Source organism: Ornithinimicrobium panacihumi, from assembly GCF_052073805.1.
Lineage (GTDB): Bacteria > Actinomycetota > Actinomycetes > Actinomycetales > Dermatophilaceae > Ornithinicoccus > Ornithinicoccus panacihumi.
Window position 1 is genome coordinate 71198 of record NZ_JBQGWG010000010.1, and the last position, 18252, is coordinate 89449.

Consider the following 18252-nt stretch of genomic DNA (forward strand, 5'->3'; position numbering starts at 1 on the left):
TCCCGGTCCGGCGGCGCCCACAGCCAGAGCCACGCCGGAGCGCGCCCTCAGGCCACGGACAGGCGGGTCGCCGGCAAGGCCTCCTGCAGGTAGGTCAGCGCCTCGACCGCCGACCAGCCCTGCGGGTGGCGCTGGATCAGCACCTCCGCCCCCGCCAGGTCCTGGCCGAGGGTGACGAGCGTGACCTCGTCGTAGCCGTCCTTGCGGTGCTGCCCGAGCCCGATGTTGGCCATCAGCCCGTTGCACAGGCACTTGCGTCCCTCGGTCTCCTCCAGGGAGCCACCCTTCTTCAGATACATGTGGACCGGCTCGGAGGCGCATCGGTAGCCGACCTCGCCGTCCTCGCGCTCGTAGGGCTGACGCAGGTAGGAGAGATCGCAGAGGCGAGGGCGTGCCTCATACACCTCCACCTGGCTGGCGCTGCCCTCCAGGGTGGCGACCTTGAAGGGGAAGCCGGTGGGGCTGGCGCGCGGGTCGTTGCGCACGGTCAGGCTCTGGCCGCGCAGCTCGCCGAGCAGCTGGCCGCGTGCGGCGGTGGTGATGCCGGAGTCGAGGGAGAGCGCGAAGATGGTGCCGACCTGGACGCCGACGGCGCCGGCCTCGATGGCCGAGGCGACCTGCTCGGGCGTGCCGTAGGCGCCGGCCATCCAGAAAGGCAGCCCCAGGGCGGCCATCTTGGCCAGGTCGGCCTCGTCGCGCGCCCCGTAGACGGGGTCGCCGGCCTCGTCGAGCTGGAGCTTGCCGCGTGGCGGCGCGGAGTGACCGCCGGCCGGGGGACGCTCGACGACGAAGCCGTCGGGGCGGATGTCCGGGTCGCGATGCAGGTAGGAGGCGAGCTGGTCGACCGAGACGATCGCCAGGAAGTCGGGGCGCTCGAGCGTGGGCAGGTCCTCGCCGAGCAGGTCGAGGGGGTCGACCTCGATGTAGCGGCGCATCTTGCCGCCGGCCACGTCGGCGCTGATCCGCCCGACCTGCCCGGCCGAGATCGCACGCAGCAGCGCGGGGATCTCGCGCGGGATGCCCGCGCCCATCAGGACGTAGTCGACGCCGGCCAGCACCGCGCCCAGGAGGGCGGTCGGGGTGGCCATCTGCACCTTCTCCAGGCAGTTGATGCCCACCACTCCCCCGTGCCCCTCCTTGGCCAGCCAGACCTCGGCGAAGTTGCCGACGACGGCCAGCTCCTGACCGGCGCGCGCGGTCTCGAGGGTCAGCTTGGGGATCGGCTTGTATGGGGTGTCCGGCGCCTTGCCGCCCTCGATGAAGTATTTGTCGAGCACCCGCTCGGCCATGGCCTGGCTCGGGAAGTGGGCCAGGGCGCGGCGGTAGTGGCCGCCGGGGTCGCCGTCCTGCAGGACGCGGGAGATGACGGCGTCCATCGCGGTGCCGGAGACGACGCCGAGGTGGCCGGCCTCGGAGACCGAGCGCGCGAGGCGCCAGCCGGAGACGGCCACCCCCATGCCGCCCTGGATGACCACGGGGCGGGGTCGCCCCTGCCGGTCGAGGGCGGGGCTGGTGTTAGCGAGCTCGAGGGGGGAAACGGCCATGCGGGTGTTGTCACCTTCGTGGTCGGGGAACCTACGTAACCGTAGGTTTCGGTCGCGTAGGTTACGGTACCGTAAGCGGCCGCCGGGGGGCGAGCCGCGCAGCCAGGGGGCGAGCCGGGCCCCATCCTGGCGGCCCCTTGCGTACACTTGGTGTTAACCACCCGTTCACCTTCAGGAGTGCGGTATGGAACTGTCGAGCACCGTCTACGAGAGCGTCTTCGCGCGGGTCACCGACCAGCTGGTCCACCGCTTCGGCAACACCTTCAGCCGGGAGCAGGTCGAGACCGTCGTCCGGCAGGGCCGCGCCCAGATGGAGGCCGGGAGCCACCACCCCGAGTTCATCCCGTCCCTGATCGAGCACTGGGCCCGCGACATCCTCACCGAGGGGGCGCGGGATGAGCACCGCACCGTCCGCCCGGTCCCCGAGGTCGTCTTCGTGTGCGAGCACAACGCCGGCCGCTCCCAGCTGGCCGCCGCGCTGGCCGAGCACCTCTCCGGCGAGCACCTCGACGTGCGCTCCGCCGGGGTCTCCCCCGAGCGGCCCGAGCCCAACCCCGCCGTCGTCCAGGTGCTGGCCGAGCGCGGCGTCGAGCTGGAGTGCTCCTATCCCGCCCCGGACGAGCACGACGCCGCCGACGCCGCCGACGTCCTCGTGCTGATGGGCGTGCCGGACAACCCAGGCATCGCCACCCACCGCACGGTCACCTGGAAGATCGCCGACCCGCACCACGCGAGCGTCGAGGTCGTCCGCGAGATCGCCGCCGACGTCGAGCGCCACGTGCGCGAGCTGCTCATCCAGCTCGAGGTCCCGCTGGTCGAGGCCTCCCCCGTCATCACCCCCATGGCCGCGCCGCAGCCCGCCGAGTCAGGCGTCCAGGCCCGCGAGCACGTGACCGCCACCGTCACCACCCCCTGAGCGACCTGCGACACGGTCTGCTCCCCACCGGCGACACGGTCTGCTCCTGACCGCCGACACGGTCTGCTCCTGACCGGCGACACGCTCTGCCTGCCGCCGGTCAGGGTTCGAGGTCGCTGCGCGCTCGGCTCACGACCGTGATGGTGACCCCGTCGCCGAAGGCACGCAGCACCGAGCTGATGAGCGGGATCTTCGCGGACCCCACCACCTCGACCACGGCCGTGCGCCCGTCAGGAGTGCCCGTGCAGGGACCTAACCGCCAGGAGGTCAATCGTGAGGGCATTGTGCGTGATGCCAGGTGCTCCGCGGCCGATTCCGCCACCAGATGGTCGTCGATAACGATCCCGTCCCCGAGCCCATGGTCGTAGACCTGCTCCTCGGCAAGTGCGTCGCTCGCGGCGAGCGCAGCGGCATCTGCCGCGTCGAGCAGGTGGATGCGGCTCAGCTGGACCGAAGTCACGCCGACGACGCCCAGCACCAGGGTCAGAACGATCGCGACCAGCCCCACGAGCAGGACGCTGATCTGTCCCTGATCCGATCCGCCGTGGGCGCTTCCGCCCCGAGCCTCACTCCCGGAACTCATCGACACCCTCCAGATGGTGAGCGGTGAGCGTGACCGACGTCGGGACGACGCCGTTCATGAAGTCAGGGATCAGCGGCAGCTCCACCGTCACGCGAGAGTCCACCGACACGCCGCTTCCCGGCGCGAGGCAGTCGCCGCCCACGCAGGAGAGGCTGACAGAACCCTCGACATCGCTGAAACCGTGGGCCGAGAAGACCAGGCCTGCCGCCGCGTGACCACGCCCCGAGGCCTCTCCCGCCTCCTGCGCCGTCACGAACGCCCGCCCGGCCTCCCTGGCTGCCGCCGTCGCCGCGTAGGCGCCCGCCTGAACACGGGCCAGGGTCCCGACCAGGTAGAACAACGGGGCCACGAGCAGCACGAGCAGAAAGGCCACCTCGACGAGCATCGATCCTCGGTCGGCAGCGCGCGCCCAGGACCTCAGGGAGGAGAGCCGCCCCTGCCCGCCACTGCCGCCCGGCCTCTCGTCGTCGCCCTCCCGGACCTCGCCGCACTGACGACCCACTCCAACCAGGCCACAGAGTTTCACTGGTCCTCCGCGAAGGCTTGGCCCACCACCCTCATCTTCCCGCCCGGGCCGAACGGCCCGACCACCGGAAGATTCATGGTGGCCTCGACCTCGACGACCGCGATGCCGCTCGCGTCCGTGCGGTGAGCCGTGACACTCACCCCACGGGCACCGGACAGGCTGGACCCGAGCAGCTCCCGAGCCCGCTGGGCCCCGTCGGCCGGGCCGAGGTCCGCCCTGGCGCCGTGCCGTGCCCCCTCGATGACGTGGGCGGTGGCGGTGTTGCGCACGTGCAGCGCGAACCCGAGCTGCACCGCCGCCAGCAGGATGACGGTGACGAGCCCGGCCAGCAGGGCAAACTCCGACGTCGCGGCACCCCGTTCGGGGTCCAGCTTCACCGGCCGAGTGCTCACGGGCCTCCGACGCTGCTGATCGCGTCGGAGAAGAGACCGGTGAGCAGCGGCTCGGCCACGAACCACAGGGCGGCGACGAGTCCCGCGGTCATGATGGTGATCAGCACCCAGCCGGGGACGTCGCCGCGCTCAGGTTCCCTGGCCCAGGCCCGCAGCCGCGATGACAGGCGGGGCCCCAGTGAAGAGAGGGGGACGGTGGATCGGTGTCGAACGTGCGTGCGCCGCATGGTGGCGCTCCTTTCCTCTTGGTGATCTGTTGCGGGTGGTTGGTCATCGGTCGTTGACGGTGATGGGTCGAGAGCTCGTCGGGATGATCCTCAGAGCGCGATGCGCAGCATGGAGGCCCCCGGGAACACGGCGAACAGGACGGTGACGGGCAGCACGAGGAAGACGACCGGGACCATCATCGAGATCTCCCGCTTCCCGCCTTCCTCGATGAGGGCCTGACGTGCTGCCTCTCGCGCGTCCGCCGCCTGCGCGCGCAGCACCTCCCCCAGCGGGGTCCCGCGCTGGATGGCGACGACCAGCCCGTCGACGAAGCGGACGATCGGCCCGAGGCCGGTGCGGTCGCTGAGCCCCAGCAGCGCCTCCGGCAGGCTGGCGCCGGTCCGGGCCTGGACCAGGCACAGCTGCAGCTCGGCGGAGAGCTCTCCTCGCGAGAGTCGGGTCACCCGCTCGAGCGCCTGCACGGTCCCTTCTCCGGCGGTGACCGAGAGAGCGAGCAGCTCGGCGATCGCCGGGAACTCGGTCATGATCAAGCGCTCCCGCCGCGCTGCGGCACGACTCAGCATCTCGTCCCTGGCGACGACTCCGCCGAGGAAGGCGCAGCCGATGATGATGACCAGCGCCACGATGCTCGCACCACGGGTCCACCACAGCGCCGACCCGAGCCCCGCCGTGACGACTGCGGCGGCGAGGCCCCACAGAAACTGCCGGATCCGGAAGGCCTCCACGTCGGGCGCGAGGCCTGCGCGCAACAGCCGTGCGCGGACCGAGTCCTCCCCGCCCAGCATCCGGTCCAGGAGCGCCGCCCCACGACGCGTCAGCGGCGCCACGAGGTTCACGGCCCGGCGAGACTCGGTGATCTCCGCCGCCAGCAGCCTGGAGCGTCGGGGCGCCCGGTCCAGGTAGGGCTCGATCCGGTCCGCGAGCTGCACCCGCCGGTTGAACGGCAGCCGAACCCAGACCAGCCACAGGCCCAGGGCAAGCGTGAGCCCCAGGAGCCCCGCCCAGATCTGATGAGGAGTCACCGCAGCACCCTCTGCTCCTCGGGAAGCCGCCCGATCGCGATCATCACCCGGTAGGCCACGACCGTCAGCACGGCACCGCCGGCCAGCACGGCCGTCCCGGTGGGGGTGCTGTAGGCGTCGAGGGTGCTCCCACGGGTGGCCAGGAGCAGCAGCACCGCCCACGGTGCGGCCATCGCCAGGCGGGCCGCGTTGACCGTCCACGACTGGCGCGCCTCGAGCTCGGCCCGCGCCCGCGCGTCCTCGCGGAGGAAGGAGGAGAGCGTCCGCAGCACCTTGCCCAGGTCGTTGCCTCCCACGTCCCTGGCGATCCGCAACGCCTCGACCAACCTGTCGGCCACGGGGTCGGACAGACGCTCCTTGAGACGGTCCAAGGACTCGGAGAACCGCCCGGTGGCGCGATAGTCGTGGGCGAACTCCACGAACTGGGGGCGTAGCTCGGAGGGTCCACGCTCGCCCAGCTGGACCAATGCCTCGGGCAGCGCCAGGCCGGCGCGGACCGCGGAGTGGACGTGGTCGATCACGTCCGGCCAGACATCCCTGAGCTGACCGCGCCGGGAGCGGGCCCGCGCGCGGACGTAAGCGATCGGCGCGCAGGCCGCCATGACGGCGAAGCAGACGCTGATCGGCAGGACGGATGTCACGGCATATCCCAGTCCGAGAACGAGGAGACCGAGCAGGGCAGAGCTGGCCAGCAGGCCTCCCGGTCCCAGACCTCGGATGCCGGCCAGCATGATCTCGTCGGCGAGCCGGTCGAGCCAACGGCGGTGCGCACGGATCGGCGGACGGACCTCACGTGGCCAGAAGGACCACCAGATGCTCGCGAGGCCCAGCCCCATCATCAGGCCCAGGGCCGCGCCCTCCATCAGTCACCTCCGAGGAGGTCGCGCAGGTCGAAGCCCGCTCTGTCGAATCTCTCGGTATGCGGTGGGAAACCGTCTGCGCGCACCAGCTCCTGAGACCTGTGGTCCAGGGTGAAGATGTCGGCCATCTCGACCACGTCCCCTTCCGCACGTCCCGGGAGGGCGACGATCTCCCGGACCCGGCGACGCCCGTCGGCCTCGAGCCCGAGCTGGACCACGAGGTCGATCGACGAGGCAACCGTCGGGACGACGAAGGTGCTGGCGACGTTGTTGCCCGCGAGCAACGGCAGGGTGCACATCTTCGTGACGGCCTCGCGGGCGCTGTTGGCGTGGATCGTGCACATCCCCGGAAGACCGCTGTTCAAGGCGATCAGCAGGTCCAGGCTCTCTTCCTGGCGGACCTCCCCGACGATGATCCGGCTGGGGCGCATGCGCAGCGCTTCTTTGACGAGGCGTCGCAACGGGATCTCGCCCGTGCCCTCCAGGCTGGGCTGCCGGCACTGCATCGCCGCCACATCCCTGAGGTTCACCTTGAGCTCAAAGACCTCTTCGCAGGTCACGACCCTCTCGTGGGCCGGGATGGCCGCGGCGAGGCAGTTGAGCATCGTGGTCTTGCCGGCCTGGGTCGACCCCGCGACCAGGATGTTCAGACCGGCGCTGACCGCAGCCTCGAGGAAGCGCGCGGCGGCGGCCGGGAGGCTGCCGAGCCGCACGAGGTCGTCCAGCTCGTCCGCCGCGACGACGAACTTGCGAATGTTGACGGCCCAGTGCCTGCGGGTGATGTCGGGGATCGCCACGTGCAAGCGGCTGCCGTCCGGCAGGGACGCGTCCACGAACGGGCTGCTCAGATCGACCCGCCGACCGGAGCTGCGGAGCATCCGCTCGACGAGGTCGTGGACCTGCTCCTCGGTCAGGAGCGTGGGGGTCAGCTCCGACCGGCCATGCCTGGCCACGAAGACCTTGCTGGGTTCGTTGATCCAGATCTCCTCGACCGATGGGTCGTCCAGATAGGTCTGCAGAGGACCGAACCCGGCCACCGACTCGATCAGCGCCCGCTGCGCGTCACGCCGGTCAGGCAGCTGGAGCGTCCCGGTGATGAGGGCCCGGTCCTCGTAGTCGTCGAGCACCTCGTCGATGAGGCGCCGCACCTCGATGTCATCCCTGGTGGGGTCGAGACGTCGACGCCGGATGAGCTCGCGAACATCGTCCTCGAGCAGCTCCAGTCCTGCCTGCATCTTTCCCGGCCCTCCCCGCGGAAACGTCTGGTGATGCTGGATCGCCCCTGTCGACAGCCCCTGCCGACCACGAGCCATGGCACCAGTCCTCGGCGCCCCTGTAAAGAGACTTTGCCAAATCCTGACCAAACGCGTACCAAGCCTGTGGACAACCGCAACCTGTGGACAACATCCGCGCCCCGATCCCTTTCTCGCGCACCATGACCGGGTGAAGATCATGGTGACCGTCCCGGACCGGACGGAGGTCAAGCACCTGGTCGTCCGAGCACCGGACGACGCGACGGCGGCCGAGGTCCTGTCCCGCTCGGGTGGGCCCGTGTCCCGCCCCTCCTGGGACGGTCCTGGCCTCGTGCACGGGGCCAGCCTGGAGCGCACCGCAGGCGCCGAGCGACAACCTCTGGCCTCGATCGTGGTCGTGTCCGGACCGGACGCCGGTCGCAGCGCCCCTTTGGGTCCCGGCCGGTGGACAACCGTGGGGCGCGCCCCGGGCTGCGACCTCAGCGTCCAGGACACGACCATGTCCAGGACCCACCTCCGCGTCAGGCTCGAGCGGGATCGCTTCCACGTCCAGGACCTCGGTTCTACCAACGGGACGAAGGAAAGCTCGGGCGCCTCCCACGACAGCTGGGCACCCGGCACCGAGCTGCTGGCCGGATCGACCCGTCTCGCCCTGGTGAGCCAGACCCCACCACCCCTTGCCGCAGAGGTGGTGGCCGGCCGGAAGACGGTCCAACCCTGGCAGCGCCCCGAGCCTCGCCCCCGCACGGTCGAGCTGGCCACCCCGGTCAGGCCCCTTCCCCGCACCGTCCGTGCCCCGAGCGCGTGGAGCTGGAGCCTCCCCCTGGTCATCGGGGTCACCGTCGCACTCGTCCTGAGGATGCCGTGGCTGCTCCTCTTCGGTCTCCTCGGACCGGCCATGATCTTCGGCCAGTACCTCGGCGACCGTCGATCCTCCCGGCTCGAGCACCGGGCGGCCCTGTCCGCCCACGCCGAGGAGGTGGCGCACCACCATCGTCGCCGTCACGAGGCGCTGCGGGATGAGCTCGACACGCGGCGGGAACGCGATCCGGGAGTCCTGGGGATCCGAGGTGCTTTGGTCCCGGAGCCGTCGACCCAGCTGTGGGCACGCTCTGCGGAGCGGCCCCGGATAGTCCTGGGCGAGGGCACGGTGGCGTCGCAGATCCTGGTCGACGGCGTGCCCCTGCCCCTCGAGCATGCTCCCGTGACCCTGACCCTGGGAGAGCCGCTCGTCGTGGTGGGTCCCCCGGTCGTCCGGGACGCTGCCGTGCGCTCCTGGATCCTGCAGCTCGCCACCGGCCACTCCCCCGAGACACTCGCCCTGGTCGTGGACCCCGGCGACCCGCCGGCGGGCTGGGACCTGCTCGCCTGGCTGCCGCATACCCGTCCGTGCGGAAGCCGGCACAGCCCCGACGCACGAGACGCCACCCAGATCTGCTGGGGGCACGACCTGCTCCTCGTCGACGACGTCCGCCAGGCGCCGCCGGATCTGCCGCGGGTGATCCTGGAGAGCCGGTGGCGAGGGGTCCTGCGCCGACCGGGCGAGCAGGATCTCGTCTTCGTCCCGACCCTTCTGTCGCACACCATGGCCCGAGCGTTCGCCAGGCGTCTCGCGCCGCTGACCGACCGCGCCCCGACGGACTCGGCCGCCGTCGGCCCGGTGACCCTCGGAGGTCTCCTGCCCTGGCCGGCCCGCCCCGACCAGACGGGATGGGCCTCGGACGAGGTGACCCTGCGGGTGCCGGTCGGGACGGACGCGACGGGCGCGGCGGTCCACCTGGACCTGGCCGCGGACGGCCCCCACGCCCTCGTGGCGGGCACGACCGGTTCCGGGAAGTCCGAGCTGCTGCGCACGCTGGCCACCGGCTTGGCGCTGCGGAACCGTCCGGATCGGCTGAGCTTCCTCTTCATCGACTACAAGGGGGGAAGCAGTCTGGGCGAGTGCGCAACCCTGCCGCACTCGACGGGTCTGGTGACCGACCTCGACCCCCATCTGGCGTCCCGCGTGCTGGTCTCCCTCCAGGCCGAGCTGCGGCGCAGGGAGGCTGTGCTGGCCGCCAGCGGCGTGCGGGACGTGCGCGACTACTCCGGCGAGGACCTGCCCCGTCTGGTCGTGATGATCGACGAGTTTCGAGTCCTCCGCGAAGAGCTGCCCGCCTTTCTCGACGGCCTCATCAGGCTCGCCGCGGTGGGTCGCAGCCTGGGCCTCCACCTCGTGCTCGCGACCCAGCGCCCCGCGGGAGTCGTCACCTCCGACCTGCGGGCCAACGTCAACCTGCGCATCGCCCTGCGCCTGCGGGACGAGTCCGACAGCAGGGACGTCATCGAGACCCCGGATGCCGCCCACCTGCCGCAGGGGCGTCCCGGGGCGGCCCTGGTGCGGACGGGCTCAGCGCCGCCGAGGGCCTTCCAGGTCGCGCCGGCCGCTCCTCCGCTCCCGCCGGCGACCGGCACCGAGTGGTCCGTCCAGGAGGTGTCCGACGTGTGGGAGGGGCTCCGCGTGCTCCACTCGCCCGTGCCTGGCGCCAGCGCCGCCGAGAGCGGGCTGGGTGGGCTCCCTCGCCTGCTGCAGGATGCGGCAACCTCCGCGGGTATGCGGTCACGCGCCGTCTGGTTGCCCGCCCTCCCCGAGCGCATCCCGGCTCTGGATGCGGAGCTGGCCAACCCCCGGGCCTGGGCGTTGGCGGACCGGCCCGAGCTCCAGTCTCGCGAGGAGCTGCTCTGGGACGGGACGAACCACGTCGGGATCGTCGGCTCGGCACGCAGCGGCCGGAGCACCGCCCTCGCCGCGCTGCTGCGGTCGGCCGGTCCGGTCTGGGTCTACGTGCTCGACCCCGGACGTGGCCTGGAGACCTGCGGCATGCGTCAGCACCCAGGCCTGCGGGCGTGGGTAGGACCTGACGAACGTGCCCACGGCCTGAGGGTCCTGGACGTCCTGAGCGAGCTGATCGACGCCCGGCTCGCCGGCGCCGACCCACGCCTCGAGCCTGTGGTCACGGTGGTCGACGGCTGGGACCGGTGGGTGGATGAGCTGGCCGAGGTCGAGGGCGGTCGCGGGGTCGAGCTCAGCCTCCGGCTGCTCCGCGACGGACCGGCGGCCGGCGTGCACTGCCTGGTGAGCGGGGACCGGTCGCTGCTGCTCGGCAAGGTGGCCGCGACCCTTCCCGAGACCTGGGCGCTGCGTCTCAACGACCCCGGCGACCTCACCCTCAGCGGACTGCGCCGCGACCAGATCCCGGTGGATCCTCCGCCAGGGCGGCTCGTCCGGCTGCGGGACGGCGTCGTCGCCCAGGTCGTCCTGCCGGAGGACGAGACCTCCTGGTCGAAGGCAGATCCTCCCCCGGGCACGCCCCCGCCCGAGGTCCGGCCGCTACCACGGGAGCTGGGGCCCGGAGGAGCCTGGGCCGTGGGCGGCGACGACGCAGCACCGATGGCTCCCCTCGGCGGTTCCGTGATCGTGCTGGGACCGCCCCGGTCAGGAGTCTCCTCAGCACTGCGGCTGCTCGCCGGACCCGCCGCGTCCTCCCCGCATGAGCCCAGGGACGGGCAGGTCCTGGTGCCCGGACCCGGATCGTGGGCGGACGCCGACCTGGCTCGGGCGCTGGCCGCCGATCCGCACACCGTGATCGTCGACGAGGCCCATCTCCTGGCCGGGTCCGCGACCGAGGACCTCATCCTCGACTGGGCCCGGCGCACCGACGGTCGGTTGGTCGTCGGGGCCGAGCTGGAGGCCGCGAGCAGTCAGTTCCGTGGCTTGGTCCCCCACCTGGCCAGGCACCGCCGGGGCATCATCCTGCAGCCCTCGGCACCCCGGGACGGCCACCTCCTCGGCCTCGCCGTCCCCACCGGAGATGTGTCGGTCCCCGGTCGTGGCGTGCTCGTGGACCGGGGACGGGCCGTGCGGATCCACCTGGGGAGGGTGGCCTGAGCTGCGACAGACGCCCGGAAGGACCCGGAGGAGGATCTTGGCGCCGCGCAGATCAGTCGTCGCCGAGCCGCCCCATCAGCAACACGGAGGCGATGGTGGCGACCGCCCCGACGAGGACGAGCACGGCCAGCCACCAGGGCGCGAACTGGAACATCGCGATGCCCAGCGGGATGAAGATGAAGTTGAAGGCGATCGCCGGCGCCTGCGCCCGCGGGTGCCGCTCCCACAGGCCCTTGGCCGTGTAGGCCAGGCCCAGGATGAAGATGACGATCGTCACGATCGACATGATCACGATCATCAGGTCCGTGCCGGCCCCGATCATCAGCTCGTAGAGATAGAAGACGACGATCCCGACGAGCACCAGCGCCTCGAGGGCGACCAGCCCTGCGGCGACGCGACCGGCGAGCGCCTCGCGCGGCGTCGGGTCCGTGGTGGCGTTGCGGTGCGTCTTCGGGGCGGGTGAGGTGCTCACGCGGACTCTTCCTCGTCGATGGGGGTATGCGGTGTCGCGGGGTGCCCTGCCCCCGCGGCTTCCGTGCTCCGCGGCTCGGGCAGGGCGCGTGCCAGGCGGCGCCTGAGCTCTGCGCGCACGGCCGCCCACTCGGCGGCCACGATCGAGTAGACGGCCGTGTCCCTGACCGTGCCGTCGGGCAGCACCATGTGCTGGCGCAGGATGCCGTCCAGCTTGGCGCCGAGACGCTCGATCGCCTGCCGGGAGCGGTGGTTGAGCCAGTGGGTGCGGAACTCCACCGCGTGGCAGCCCAGCGTCTCGAAGGCGTGGGTGAGCAGGAGCAGCTTGGCCTCGGCGTTGATCCCGGTGCGCTGGGCGGAGGCCGCGAGCCAGGTCGAGCCGATCTCGAGGCGGCGGTGGGCCTCCTCGACGTTCATGAAGGTGGTCATCCCGACGATCTCGCCCTGGTCGCCGTCGCGCCTGATCGTGAACGGCAGCATCCGCCCCTGCCGGTGCAGGTCCAGACGGCGCTCGATCTCCGCGGCCATCCCCTCGGGGCGGGGCACCGAGGTGAAGGTCAGCTCCCACAGCCGACCGTCCAGCGCCGCCTTCGCGGCACCGTCGACGTCGTCGACCGACAGCGGCGTCAGCGCGACGAGCTCACCGGTGAGGGTGACGGGTTGGGTGAAGGACACGCGCCCATCGTAGGTCGCCCGACACAACACCCCTGACAGTCACGTCTGCACCATCACGTGGCCGGAGCCGGCCACGGCGGAAGGCCACGGGTTGCGAAGTCGAGAGCCACCTCATACCCGAGCCGTCGGTAGAGCCGCACCGCCGGTGCGTTGGCGGTGTAGACCCCGAGCGTGCAGACGCCGCGCTCCTCGATCTCGCGCGAGGTCAGAGCTTCGGTGACCGCCGCCCCGAGGCCCCGTCCGCGCTGGTCGGCGTGCACCACGATGCCCGCCAGGTGCGCGACCCCGGTGGCCAGTCGATGGACCGAGCCGATGGCCAGGAGCTGCCCTTCGTCGTCGCGGGCGCCGACCCACCGGGTGGCCAGGCCCCTCCCAGGGAAGCCCTCGAAGTCCGGGTTGTGCGCCCGGCCGAAGGTCGAGATCTCCTCGGCGTCGAGCGTGTCGTCCAGCTCGATCAGCCCCACCTCGCTGGCAGGCTGCTCGGGGAGGCGGTCGATCCACAGGAAGCTCCAGAGCCCTGGTCGGTCCAGCGCCGCCCCGCCAGGTGCCCGCAGGACCGCCCCGGGCGAGGTGGAGAACCACTCGATCCGCACCCCTCGATCGGCGGCGAGGCCGGAGAGCATCGCCAGCGCGGACGACTCGTCAGCAGCCCCTGGCTCGAACGCCCTGCCTGCCCGGGGAAAGGCGCCGCCGCCCCAGTGACCGGAGGGCCGCCACGGACCCACATAGGCCCAGCCCGCGTCGGAGGCCACCGCCAGGCAGCGGTCGTCGGTCGCGAGACGGACCACGGGCGACCCGCCGGAGGCCCGCAGCAGTTCGTCACGGTCGACGGGGCGCCAGGTCACCAGGAGAGCCTGTCACAACGTCGGTACCCTCGCCTACAGTTGTCGTCATGTCCGAGTATGCCGCAGGTGCCGCCAAGCGAGTCCTGCTCGAGGCGCTCGGCTGGACCGTCCTGGTCATCGGCATCCTGGCCCTCTTCCTGCCCGGACCGGGCCTGCTGCTGACCTTCGCCGGCCTGGCGATCCTGTCCACGCAGTACGCCTGGGCCAAGCGGTGGACCCACCCGGTCAAGATGAAGGCGCTGCGCGGCGCGGCCGAGGGCGTGGAGACTCCCTTCCGCATCTTCCTCTCGAGCGTGGGTGCCCTGTGCCTGGTGGCGGTGGGCGTCGTGTGGCTCCTGTCCCCACCCGCCCCGGGCTGGTGGCCCCTGCGCGAGGACTGGTGGCTCTTCGGCGGACGCCCGGTGGCCATCACCATGCTGGTCTCCAGCGCGATCGCGGTCGGGCTGCTGATCTACAGCGTGCACCGCTTCTTCGGCAAGCCCGAGGCCGTGGCCGAGATCGACCGCATGGACGCGCGCTACAAGGAGGAGCTGGCCATCAGCGAGCATCTCGAGGCGATGGAGGCCAGGACCGAGGCGCAGGAGGCGCGCAGGGTGGCCGACCGCTCCACCAGGGCTGCCCGCCAGGAGGCGAATCGCGCCGACCCCACGACCGGTCAGGTCTGAGCTGCGACCACCTCGGCGAGCAGTGCCTCCAGCTGTCGAGGGTGCGTCAGCCTGAGCACGGGCAGCCCCGACGGGGCGCTCTCCCAGACGCGGATCCGCTCCGTCTTGCGCCGGTAGCTGCGAAAGTGCCACAGGATGATCGAGTCCCGGGACAGGACCTGGCGTGCGGACTCGACGTTGCCGTTGCAGATGGGCTGGCGCGTGATCCATCGCGTTCCCGTGCGCCGCAGGAGGCGGGCCAGGCTCAGCCGGCGGGGATAGTCGAGGGCCACCATCACCTGCGCCCGCGGGAGCACCAGGTCGGCCCACTTGCCGTAGGCGGAGTCCAGCACCCACCGCTCCCCCGCGACGATCCCTTCGGCGATCTGGCGCTGCTCCTGCAGCGGACGCTCGACCCAGCCCGGCAGCCAGCCCACCTCCTCGTCGACCAGGTGCGAGGGCAGCCCCAGCGCGACGCCGAGCAGCACCGCAGCGGTCGACTTGCCTGATCCGGTCACCCCGTAGAGCAGCACGCGGTCGGCGCGGAGGACGTCCTCCGCGGTGGCTGCGGGCATCCCCCCATCCTGCCCGAAAGGCTCAGCTTTCCGGGCCTACGCACGATCAGAAAGCCATCGCGGCGGCAGCAGATCGCCGACCCTCAGCGTCAGGTCGACCGGTTCGACGACCCTCAGCTCCTCATCACGACTCACGTGATGCTCGAGGACGTAGGCACCGTCGACGAGCCGCCACACCCACACCGACAGATCCTCGGGGTCCACGACCCAGTAGTGCGGACACCCCGCACGCTCCAGGAGCTCCCGCTTCTGCACCAGGTCGCGCCGGCGGGTCGAGGAGGAGAGCACCTCCACCGCCAGCGCCGGGGCGCCGTGCACACCGTCGTCCCGGAGCTGGTCGAAGGTCGCCACCACCACGTCCGGCTGGATCACCGTGCGAGGCGAGAGGTGGACGTCGATCGGAGCCGGAAAGACATCCAGGTCCGGCCCGGCGGCCTCAAGCAGCCGCGCCACGAGCCGTCCGACCAACCGTTGATGGATGGTCCGGGGAGACGGCGTCATGACCAGCTCGCCGTCCAGCAGCTCCCACCGCACGCGTTCGTCACGGTCGCGCTCCCGCTCCAGGTCCGCGACCGTGTAGATCCCGATGACGTTCTCGACCGTCATGCTCACCATGGTGCCCCCTCCTGGCCATGAGCACCAGCATCGCCGATCGGCGCGAGCCACCTCAGGAGGTGTCCACAGAGGTCCGCGCCGTCAATCAGTCGACGAGCGAGCAGGCTGGGGCGCTCACCTCGCGCTGCGGCGGCGCACCGATCGTCGGTATGCCGAGGCTCACCGCGGGCTTCTTCGTCGCCCCCGGGGTGCTCCCCTCCTGAAGCGCCGCCCAGGCGTCACCGCCTCGGGTGCGGCGCACCGCATACACCCCGCCCTGGACGCCGGAGTCGGCGACGAGGTGGTGGGGCGCGCCATAGGTGACCGACACGGTGACCATGTCGCCGGGACGAGGGACCTCGGCCCCCTCGGGCACCGCGAAGTGGACGAGTCGGTTGTCGCGGGCACGGCCGGACATCCGCTGGGTCTCGGCGTCCTTGCGCCCCTCACCGGGGGCGACGAGCACCTCGACCTCGCGACCCTCGAGCTCACGGTTGCCGGCCCAGGAGACCTCCTCCTGCACCTCGATGAGGCGGTCGAAGCGATCCTGGACGACCTCCTTGGGCACCTGTCCGTCCATCTCGGCGGCGGGGGTGCCGGGGCGGATGGAGTATTGGAAGGTGAAGGCGCTGGAGAAGCGGGAGGCGCGCACGACGTCGAGGGTGCCCTGGAAGTCCTCCTCGGTCTCGCCCGGGAAGCCGACGATGATGTCGGTGGTGATCGCCGCGTCGGGGATCTGGGCGCGGACCTTGTCGAGGATCCCGAGGAACTTCTCGCTGCGGTAGGACCGGCGCATCGCCTTCAGGATCCGGTCGGAGCCGGACTGCAGCGGCATGTGCAGGCTGGGCATCACGTTGGGCGTCTCGGCCATGGCGGCGATGACGTCGTCGGTGAAGGCGGCCGGGTGGGGGCTGGTGAAGCGGACCCGCTCCAGCCCCTCGATCTCGCCGCACGCGCGCAGCAGCTTGCCGAAGGCCAGCCGGTCGCCGAACTCGACGCCATAGGTGTTGACGTTCTGGCCTAGCAGGGTGACCTCGACGACGCCCTGGGCGACGAGCGCCTCCACCTCGGCCAGGATCTCCCCGGGCCGGCGGTCCTTCTCCTTGCCACGCAGCGCGGGCACGATGCAGAAGGTGCAGGTGTTGTTGCAGCCGACGGAGATGGAGACCCAGCCGGAGTATGCGGAGTCTCGCCTCGTCGGCAGGGTGCTGGGGAAGGTCTCGAGCGCCTCGAGGATCTCGACCTCGGCCTGCTTGTTGTGCCGGGCACGGTCCAGCAGCGCCGGGAGGGAGCCGACGTTGTGGGTGCCGAAGACGACGTCCACCCAGGGGGCACGCTCGACGATCGTCGAGCGGTCCTTCTGGGCCAGGCAGCCGCCCACGGCGATCTGCAGGTCAGGGTTCTTCAACTTGGCGGGGCGCAGCTGGCCCAGGTTGCCGTAGAGCTTGTTCGCGGCGTTCTCGCGGACCGCGCAGGTGTTGAAGACGACGACGTCGGCCACATCGGGGCGGCTGTCGCCCGGCAGGCTGGCCAGGTCGACATAGCCGGCCGTCTCGAGCAGGCCGGCCAGGCGTTCGGAGTCGTGGACGTTCATCTGGCACCCGTGGGTGCGCACGTCGTAGGTCTTCACAGGGCTCTCTTCGGATCCTTCGGGGTGTTCATCGCGCGCCTTCCAGGGTAACCGCCGCGGGCACGGTCACCGAGCCGCCGGACGGTCACCCATCCGTCGAACGGTCACCGCCCCGGACGACGGAGCAGCGGCGGGACGGCCATGACCAGGAGCAGCACGGCCGGCACGAGCAGGACGGTGAACCCCAACCACAGATAGCCCAGGGCTCCCATCACCCCGCCGAGGAAGAACTGGACCACCAGCAGGCTGAGCATCGACAGCTTGCCCAGGTCGGCCCGCACGGGATCGGCGTCGACCAGCCGGTTGCGGTAGAGGCCCTTGCCCAGCTCGATCCCGATGTCGGTGACCATGCCGGTCACGTGGGTGGTCCGGATGGTGGCGTCGGACACCTTGGTGATCAGGGCATTCTGCTGGCCCATGACGAAACCGAGGGCGGCCACGAGCAGCCACTCCCTCGCCCCGGAGACCACCACGTCGGCCAGCCCGCCGATGAGCAGCACGAGCATCGCCTCGGAGAGCAGCACCAGGGCGAAGCGTCGGTCGTGCCAACGTGGGCGCCGGCGGGCCCAGTTGAACTGGAGCGCGCAGGCCATGGCCCCCATCAGGAAGAACGCCACGGCCACCACACCGAGCCCGACCAGGGTCCACCCGCCCAGCACCAGCTGGTCGGCGATGCTGGCCGTGATCCCGGTCATGTGCGAGGTGTAGAAGCCCACCGCCACGAAACCCACGGAGTTCAGCACGCCGGCGACCCAGGCGAGGTGGTAGGCCAGACGCCGGTTCACCTGCTGGTTGCGCACGGGGCCGGCCAACTCCAGGAGCTGGCCCAGGGCAGAGGTCACGCCCCCACCCCATCACATCGGAGCCGCCGCCCGTCGGGCACCTGAGGTGGTGCAGCACACAGCAACCCGACCGTCGACTCCGCACCTGCCGGGATAGGGTGGGAGGACGACGTGAGCAGCAAAGGAGCAGCCATGAGCGAGCATGTGGACCGCGAGTCGATCGGTGACGAATACGGCGTCTGGAGCGTCGACGACGAGGACCAGCTGCAGCCCGAGGACACCCTGGACGGCCAGGGCGACGTCATGGACCGCGGCTTCGTGGCCCCCGACCGTCTGCACGGATCGCTCGCCCACGGCGTCACCCGCGAGGAGATGTCCCGCGAGGAGACGATCGAGCAGCGCATCCGGCAGGAGGAGCCCGACCCCTACTCCGCCTACGGCGCCCCGGAGAACGAGTCCGGCATGGACGAGGACGACGGGATGATCGGCGGTGACGACCCCGACGCCATCCGCGCCGAGCTGGACTACTACGGCGGTGGTGGATCCACCCGGGTCGGCCGGCTCATCGCCCCGGACGAGGGCCTGGCTCCGGACACCGAGGCCCGCATGCTCGCCCGGGAGGGCCGGGCCACCAGCTGGGACTCCCCCGAGGAGTCGGCGATGCACTACGTCGACGGCGATGACGAGGGCGAGCTCACCGAGGCCGAGTGGGAGCCCTCCGACCGTCGGGCCGACGAGGACGAGTAGCCCCACGAGCAGCCCCGACGACCTCCCCGAGGGGCGC

The 18252-nt window shown here is 71.4% G+C and carries 19 protein-coding genes; 4 read left to right on the plus strand and 15 right to left on the minus strand.

Features of this window, described 5'->3' with window-relative positions:
* Positions 1–47: 47 nt before the first annotated feature.
* Complete coding sequence (locus ACTMMA_RS10965; RefSeq protein WP_441190162.1) at positions 48–1544, minus strand: beta/alpha barrel domain-containing protein; 1497 nt, start codon at positions 1542–1544, stop codon at positions 48–50.
* A gap of 184 nt (positions 1545–1728) precedes the next feature.
* On the opposite strand from ACTMMA_RS10965, the gene ACTMMA_RS10970 reads away from it, so the two are divergent.
* The gene (locus ACTMMA_RS10970) at positions 1729–2460 is read left to right on the plus strand and encodes an arsenate-mycothiol transferase ArsC (RefSeq protein WP_441190163.1); all 732 of its coding nucleotides are present in this window, start codon (positions 1729–1731) and stop codon (positions 2458–2460) included.
* A 100-nt stretch (positions 2461–2560) separates the two neighbouring features.
* On the opposite strand, the gene ACTMMA_RS10975 is transcribed toward ACTMMA_RS10970, so the two are convergent.
* The 7 genes from ACTMMA_RS10975 to ACTMMA_RS11005 form a co-directional block, all read right to left on the minus strand.
* Positions 2561–3043, minus strand: coding sequence for a pilus assembly protein TadG-related protein (locus tag ACTMMA_RS10975; protein ID WP_441190164.1), 483 nt, complete (start codon positions 3041–3043; stop codon positions 2561–2563).
* Positions 3027–3428, minus strand: coding sequence for a pilus assembly protein (locus ACTMMA_RS10980; protein WP_441190165.1), 402 nt, complete (start codon positions 3426–3428; stop codon positions 3027–3029). The genes ACTMMA_RS10975 and ACTMMA_RS10980 overlap by 17 nt, the downstream gene beginning before the upstream one ends.
* A gap of 137 nt (positions 3429–3565) precedes the next feature.
* Positions 3566–3961 (minus strand): TadE family protein, encoded by a 396-nt coding sequence (locus tag ACTMMA_RS10985; RefSeq protein WP_441190166.1) that lies wholly within the window; start codon positions 3959–3961, stop codon positions 3566–3568.
* Complete coding sequence (locus tag ACTMMA_RS10990; RefSeq protein WP_441190167.1) at positions 3958–4188, minus strand: hypothetical protein; 231 nt, start codon at positions 4186–4188, stop codon at positions 3958–3960. The genes ACTMMA_RS10985 and ACTMMA_RS10990 overlap by 4 nt, the downstream gene beginning before the upstream one ends.
* A 90-nt stretch (positions 4189–4278) precedes the next feature.
* Positions 4279–5211, minus strand: coding sequence for a type II secretion system F family protein (locus tag ACTMMA_RS10995; RefSeq protein WP_441190168.1), 933 nt, complete (start codon positions 5209–5211; stop codon positions 4279–4281).
* Positions 5208–6074: a type II secretion system F family protein gene (locus ACTMMA_RS11000; protein ID WP_441190169.1), complete on the minus strand. Its 867-nt coding sequence runs from the start codon at positions 6072–6074 to the stop codon at positions 5208–5210. The genes ACTMMA_RS10995 and ACTMMA_RS11000 overlap by 4 nt, the downstream gene beginning before the upstream one ends.
* Positions 6074–7306, minus strand: coding sequence for a TadA family conjugal transfer-associated ATPase (locus ACTMMA_RS11005; RefSeq protein WP_441190170.1), 1233 nt, complete (start codon positions 7304–7306; stop codon positions 6074–6076). The genes ACTMMA_RS11000 and ACTMMA_RS11005 overlap by 1 nt, the downstream gene beginning before the upstream one ends.
* Positions 7307–7523: 217 nt before the next feature.
* On the opposite strand from ACTMMA_RS11005, the gene ACTMMA_RS11010 reads away from it, so the two are divergent.
* Positions 7524–11252 (plus strand): FtsK/SpoIIIE domain-containing protein, encoded by a 3729-nt coding sequence (locus ACTMMA_RS11010; protein ID WP_441190225.1) that lies wholly within the window; start codon positions 7524–7526, stop codon positions 11250–11252.
* Between the two features lie 52 nt (positions 11253–11304).
* Here the strand turns inward: ACTMMA_RS11010 and ACTMMA_RS11015 are convergent, their stop codons facing one another.
* From ACTMMA_RS11015 to ACTMMA_RS11025, 3 genes are read right to left on the minus strand one after another with little or no spacing between them, the layout of a single operon-like run.
* Complete coding sequence (locus tag ACTMMA_RS11015) at positions 11305–11724, minus strand: hypothetical protein (protein WP_441190171.1); 420 nt, start codon at positions 11722–11724, stop codon at positions 11305–11307.
* A complete protein-coding gene (locus ACTMMA_RS11020) occupies positions 11721–12398 on the minus strand; it encodes a GNAT family N-acetyltransferase (protein ID WP_441190172.1) in 678 nt (225 codons plus the stop codon). The genes ACTMMA_RS11015 and ACTMMA_RS11020 overlap by 4 nt, the downstream gene beginning before the upstream one ends.
* 53 nt (positions 12399–12451) lie before the next feature.
* Positions 12452–13243 carry a GNAT family N-acetyltransferase gene (locus tag ACTMMA_RS11025; protein ID WP_441190173.1) on the minus strand — a complete coding sequence of 264 codons (792 nt, stop codon included), beginning with the start codon at positions 13241–13243 and terminating at the stop codon, positions 12452–12454.
* A 47-nt stretch (positions 13244–13290) separates the two neighbouring features.
* Between ACTMMA_RS11025 and ACTMMA_RS11030 the strand changes: the two genes are divergently transcribed.
* Positions 13291–13908 carry a PGPGW domain-containing protein gene (locus ACTMMA_RS11030; protein WP_441190174.1) on the plus strand — a complete coding sequence of 206 codons (618 nt, stop codon included), beginning with the start codon at positions 13291–13293 and terminating at the stop codon, positions 13906–13908.
* Here the strand turns inward: ACTMMA_RS11030 and ACTMMA_RS11035 are convergent.
* The 4 genes from ACTMMA_RS11035 to ACTMMA_RS11050 form a co-directional block, all read right to left on the minus strand.
* Complete coding sequence (locus ACTMMA_RS11035; RefSeq protein ID WP_441190175.1) at positions 13899–14462, minus strand: P-loop NTPase family protein; 564 nt, start codon at positions 14460–14462, stop codon at positions 13899–13901. The genes ACTMMA_RS11030 and ACTMMA_RS11035 overlap by 10 nt on opposite strands.
* Before the next feature lie 36 nt (positions 14463–14498).
* A complete protein-coding gene (locus ACTMMA_RS11040) occupies positions 14499–15068 on the minus strand; it encodes a Uma2 family endonuclease (RefSeq protein WP_441190176.1) in 570 nt (189 codons plus the stop codon).
* 94 nt (positions 15069–15162) lie between these two features.
* Positions 15163–16686, minus strand: coding sequence for a tRNA (N6-isopentenyl adenosine(37)-C2)-methylthiotransferase MiaB (gene miaB / locus ACTMMA_RS11045; RefSeq protein WP_441190177.1), 1524 nt, complete (start codon positions 16684–16686; stop codon positions 15163–15165).
* A gap of 104 nt (positions 16687–16790) precedes the next feature.
* Positions 16791–17528 carry a YoaK family protein gene (locus ACTMMA_RS11050; protein ID WP_441190178.1) on the minus strand — a complete coding sequence of 246 codons (738 nt, stop codon included), beginning with the start codon at positions 17526–17528 and terminating at the stop codon, positions 16791–16793.
* 132 nt (positions 17529–17660) lie between these two features.
* On the opposite strand from ACTMMA_RS11050, the gene ACTMMA_RS11055 reads away from it, so the two are divergent.
* Positions 17661–18215, plus strand: coding sequence for a DUF5709 domain-containing protein (locus ACTMMA_RS11055; RefSeq protein WP_441190179.1), 555 nt, complete (start codon positions 17661–17663; stop codon positions 18213–18215).
* Positions 18216–18252: the final 37 nt, after the last annotated feature.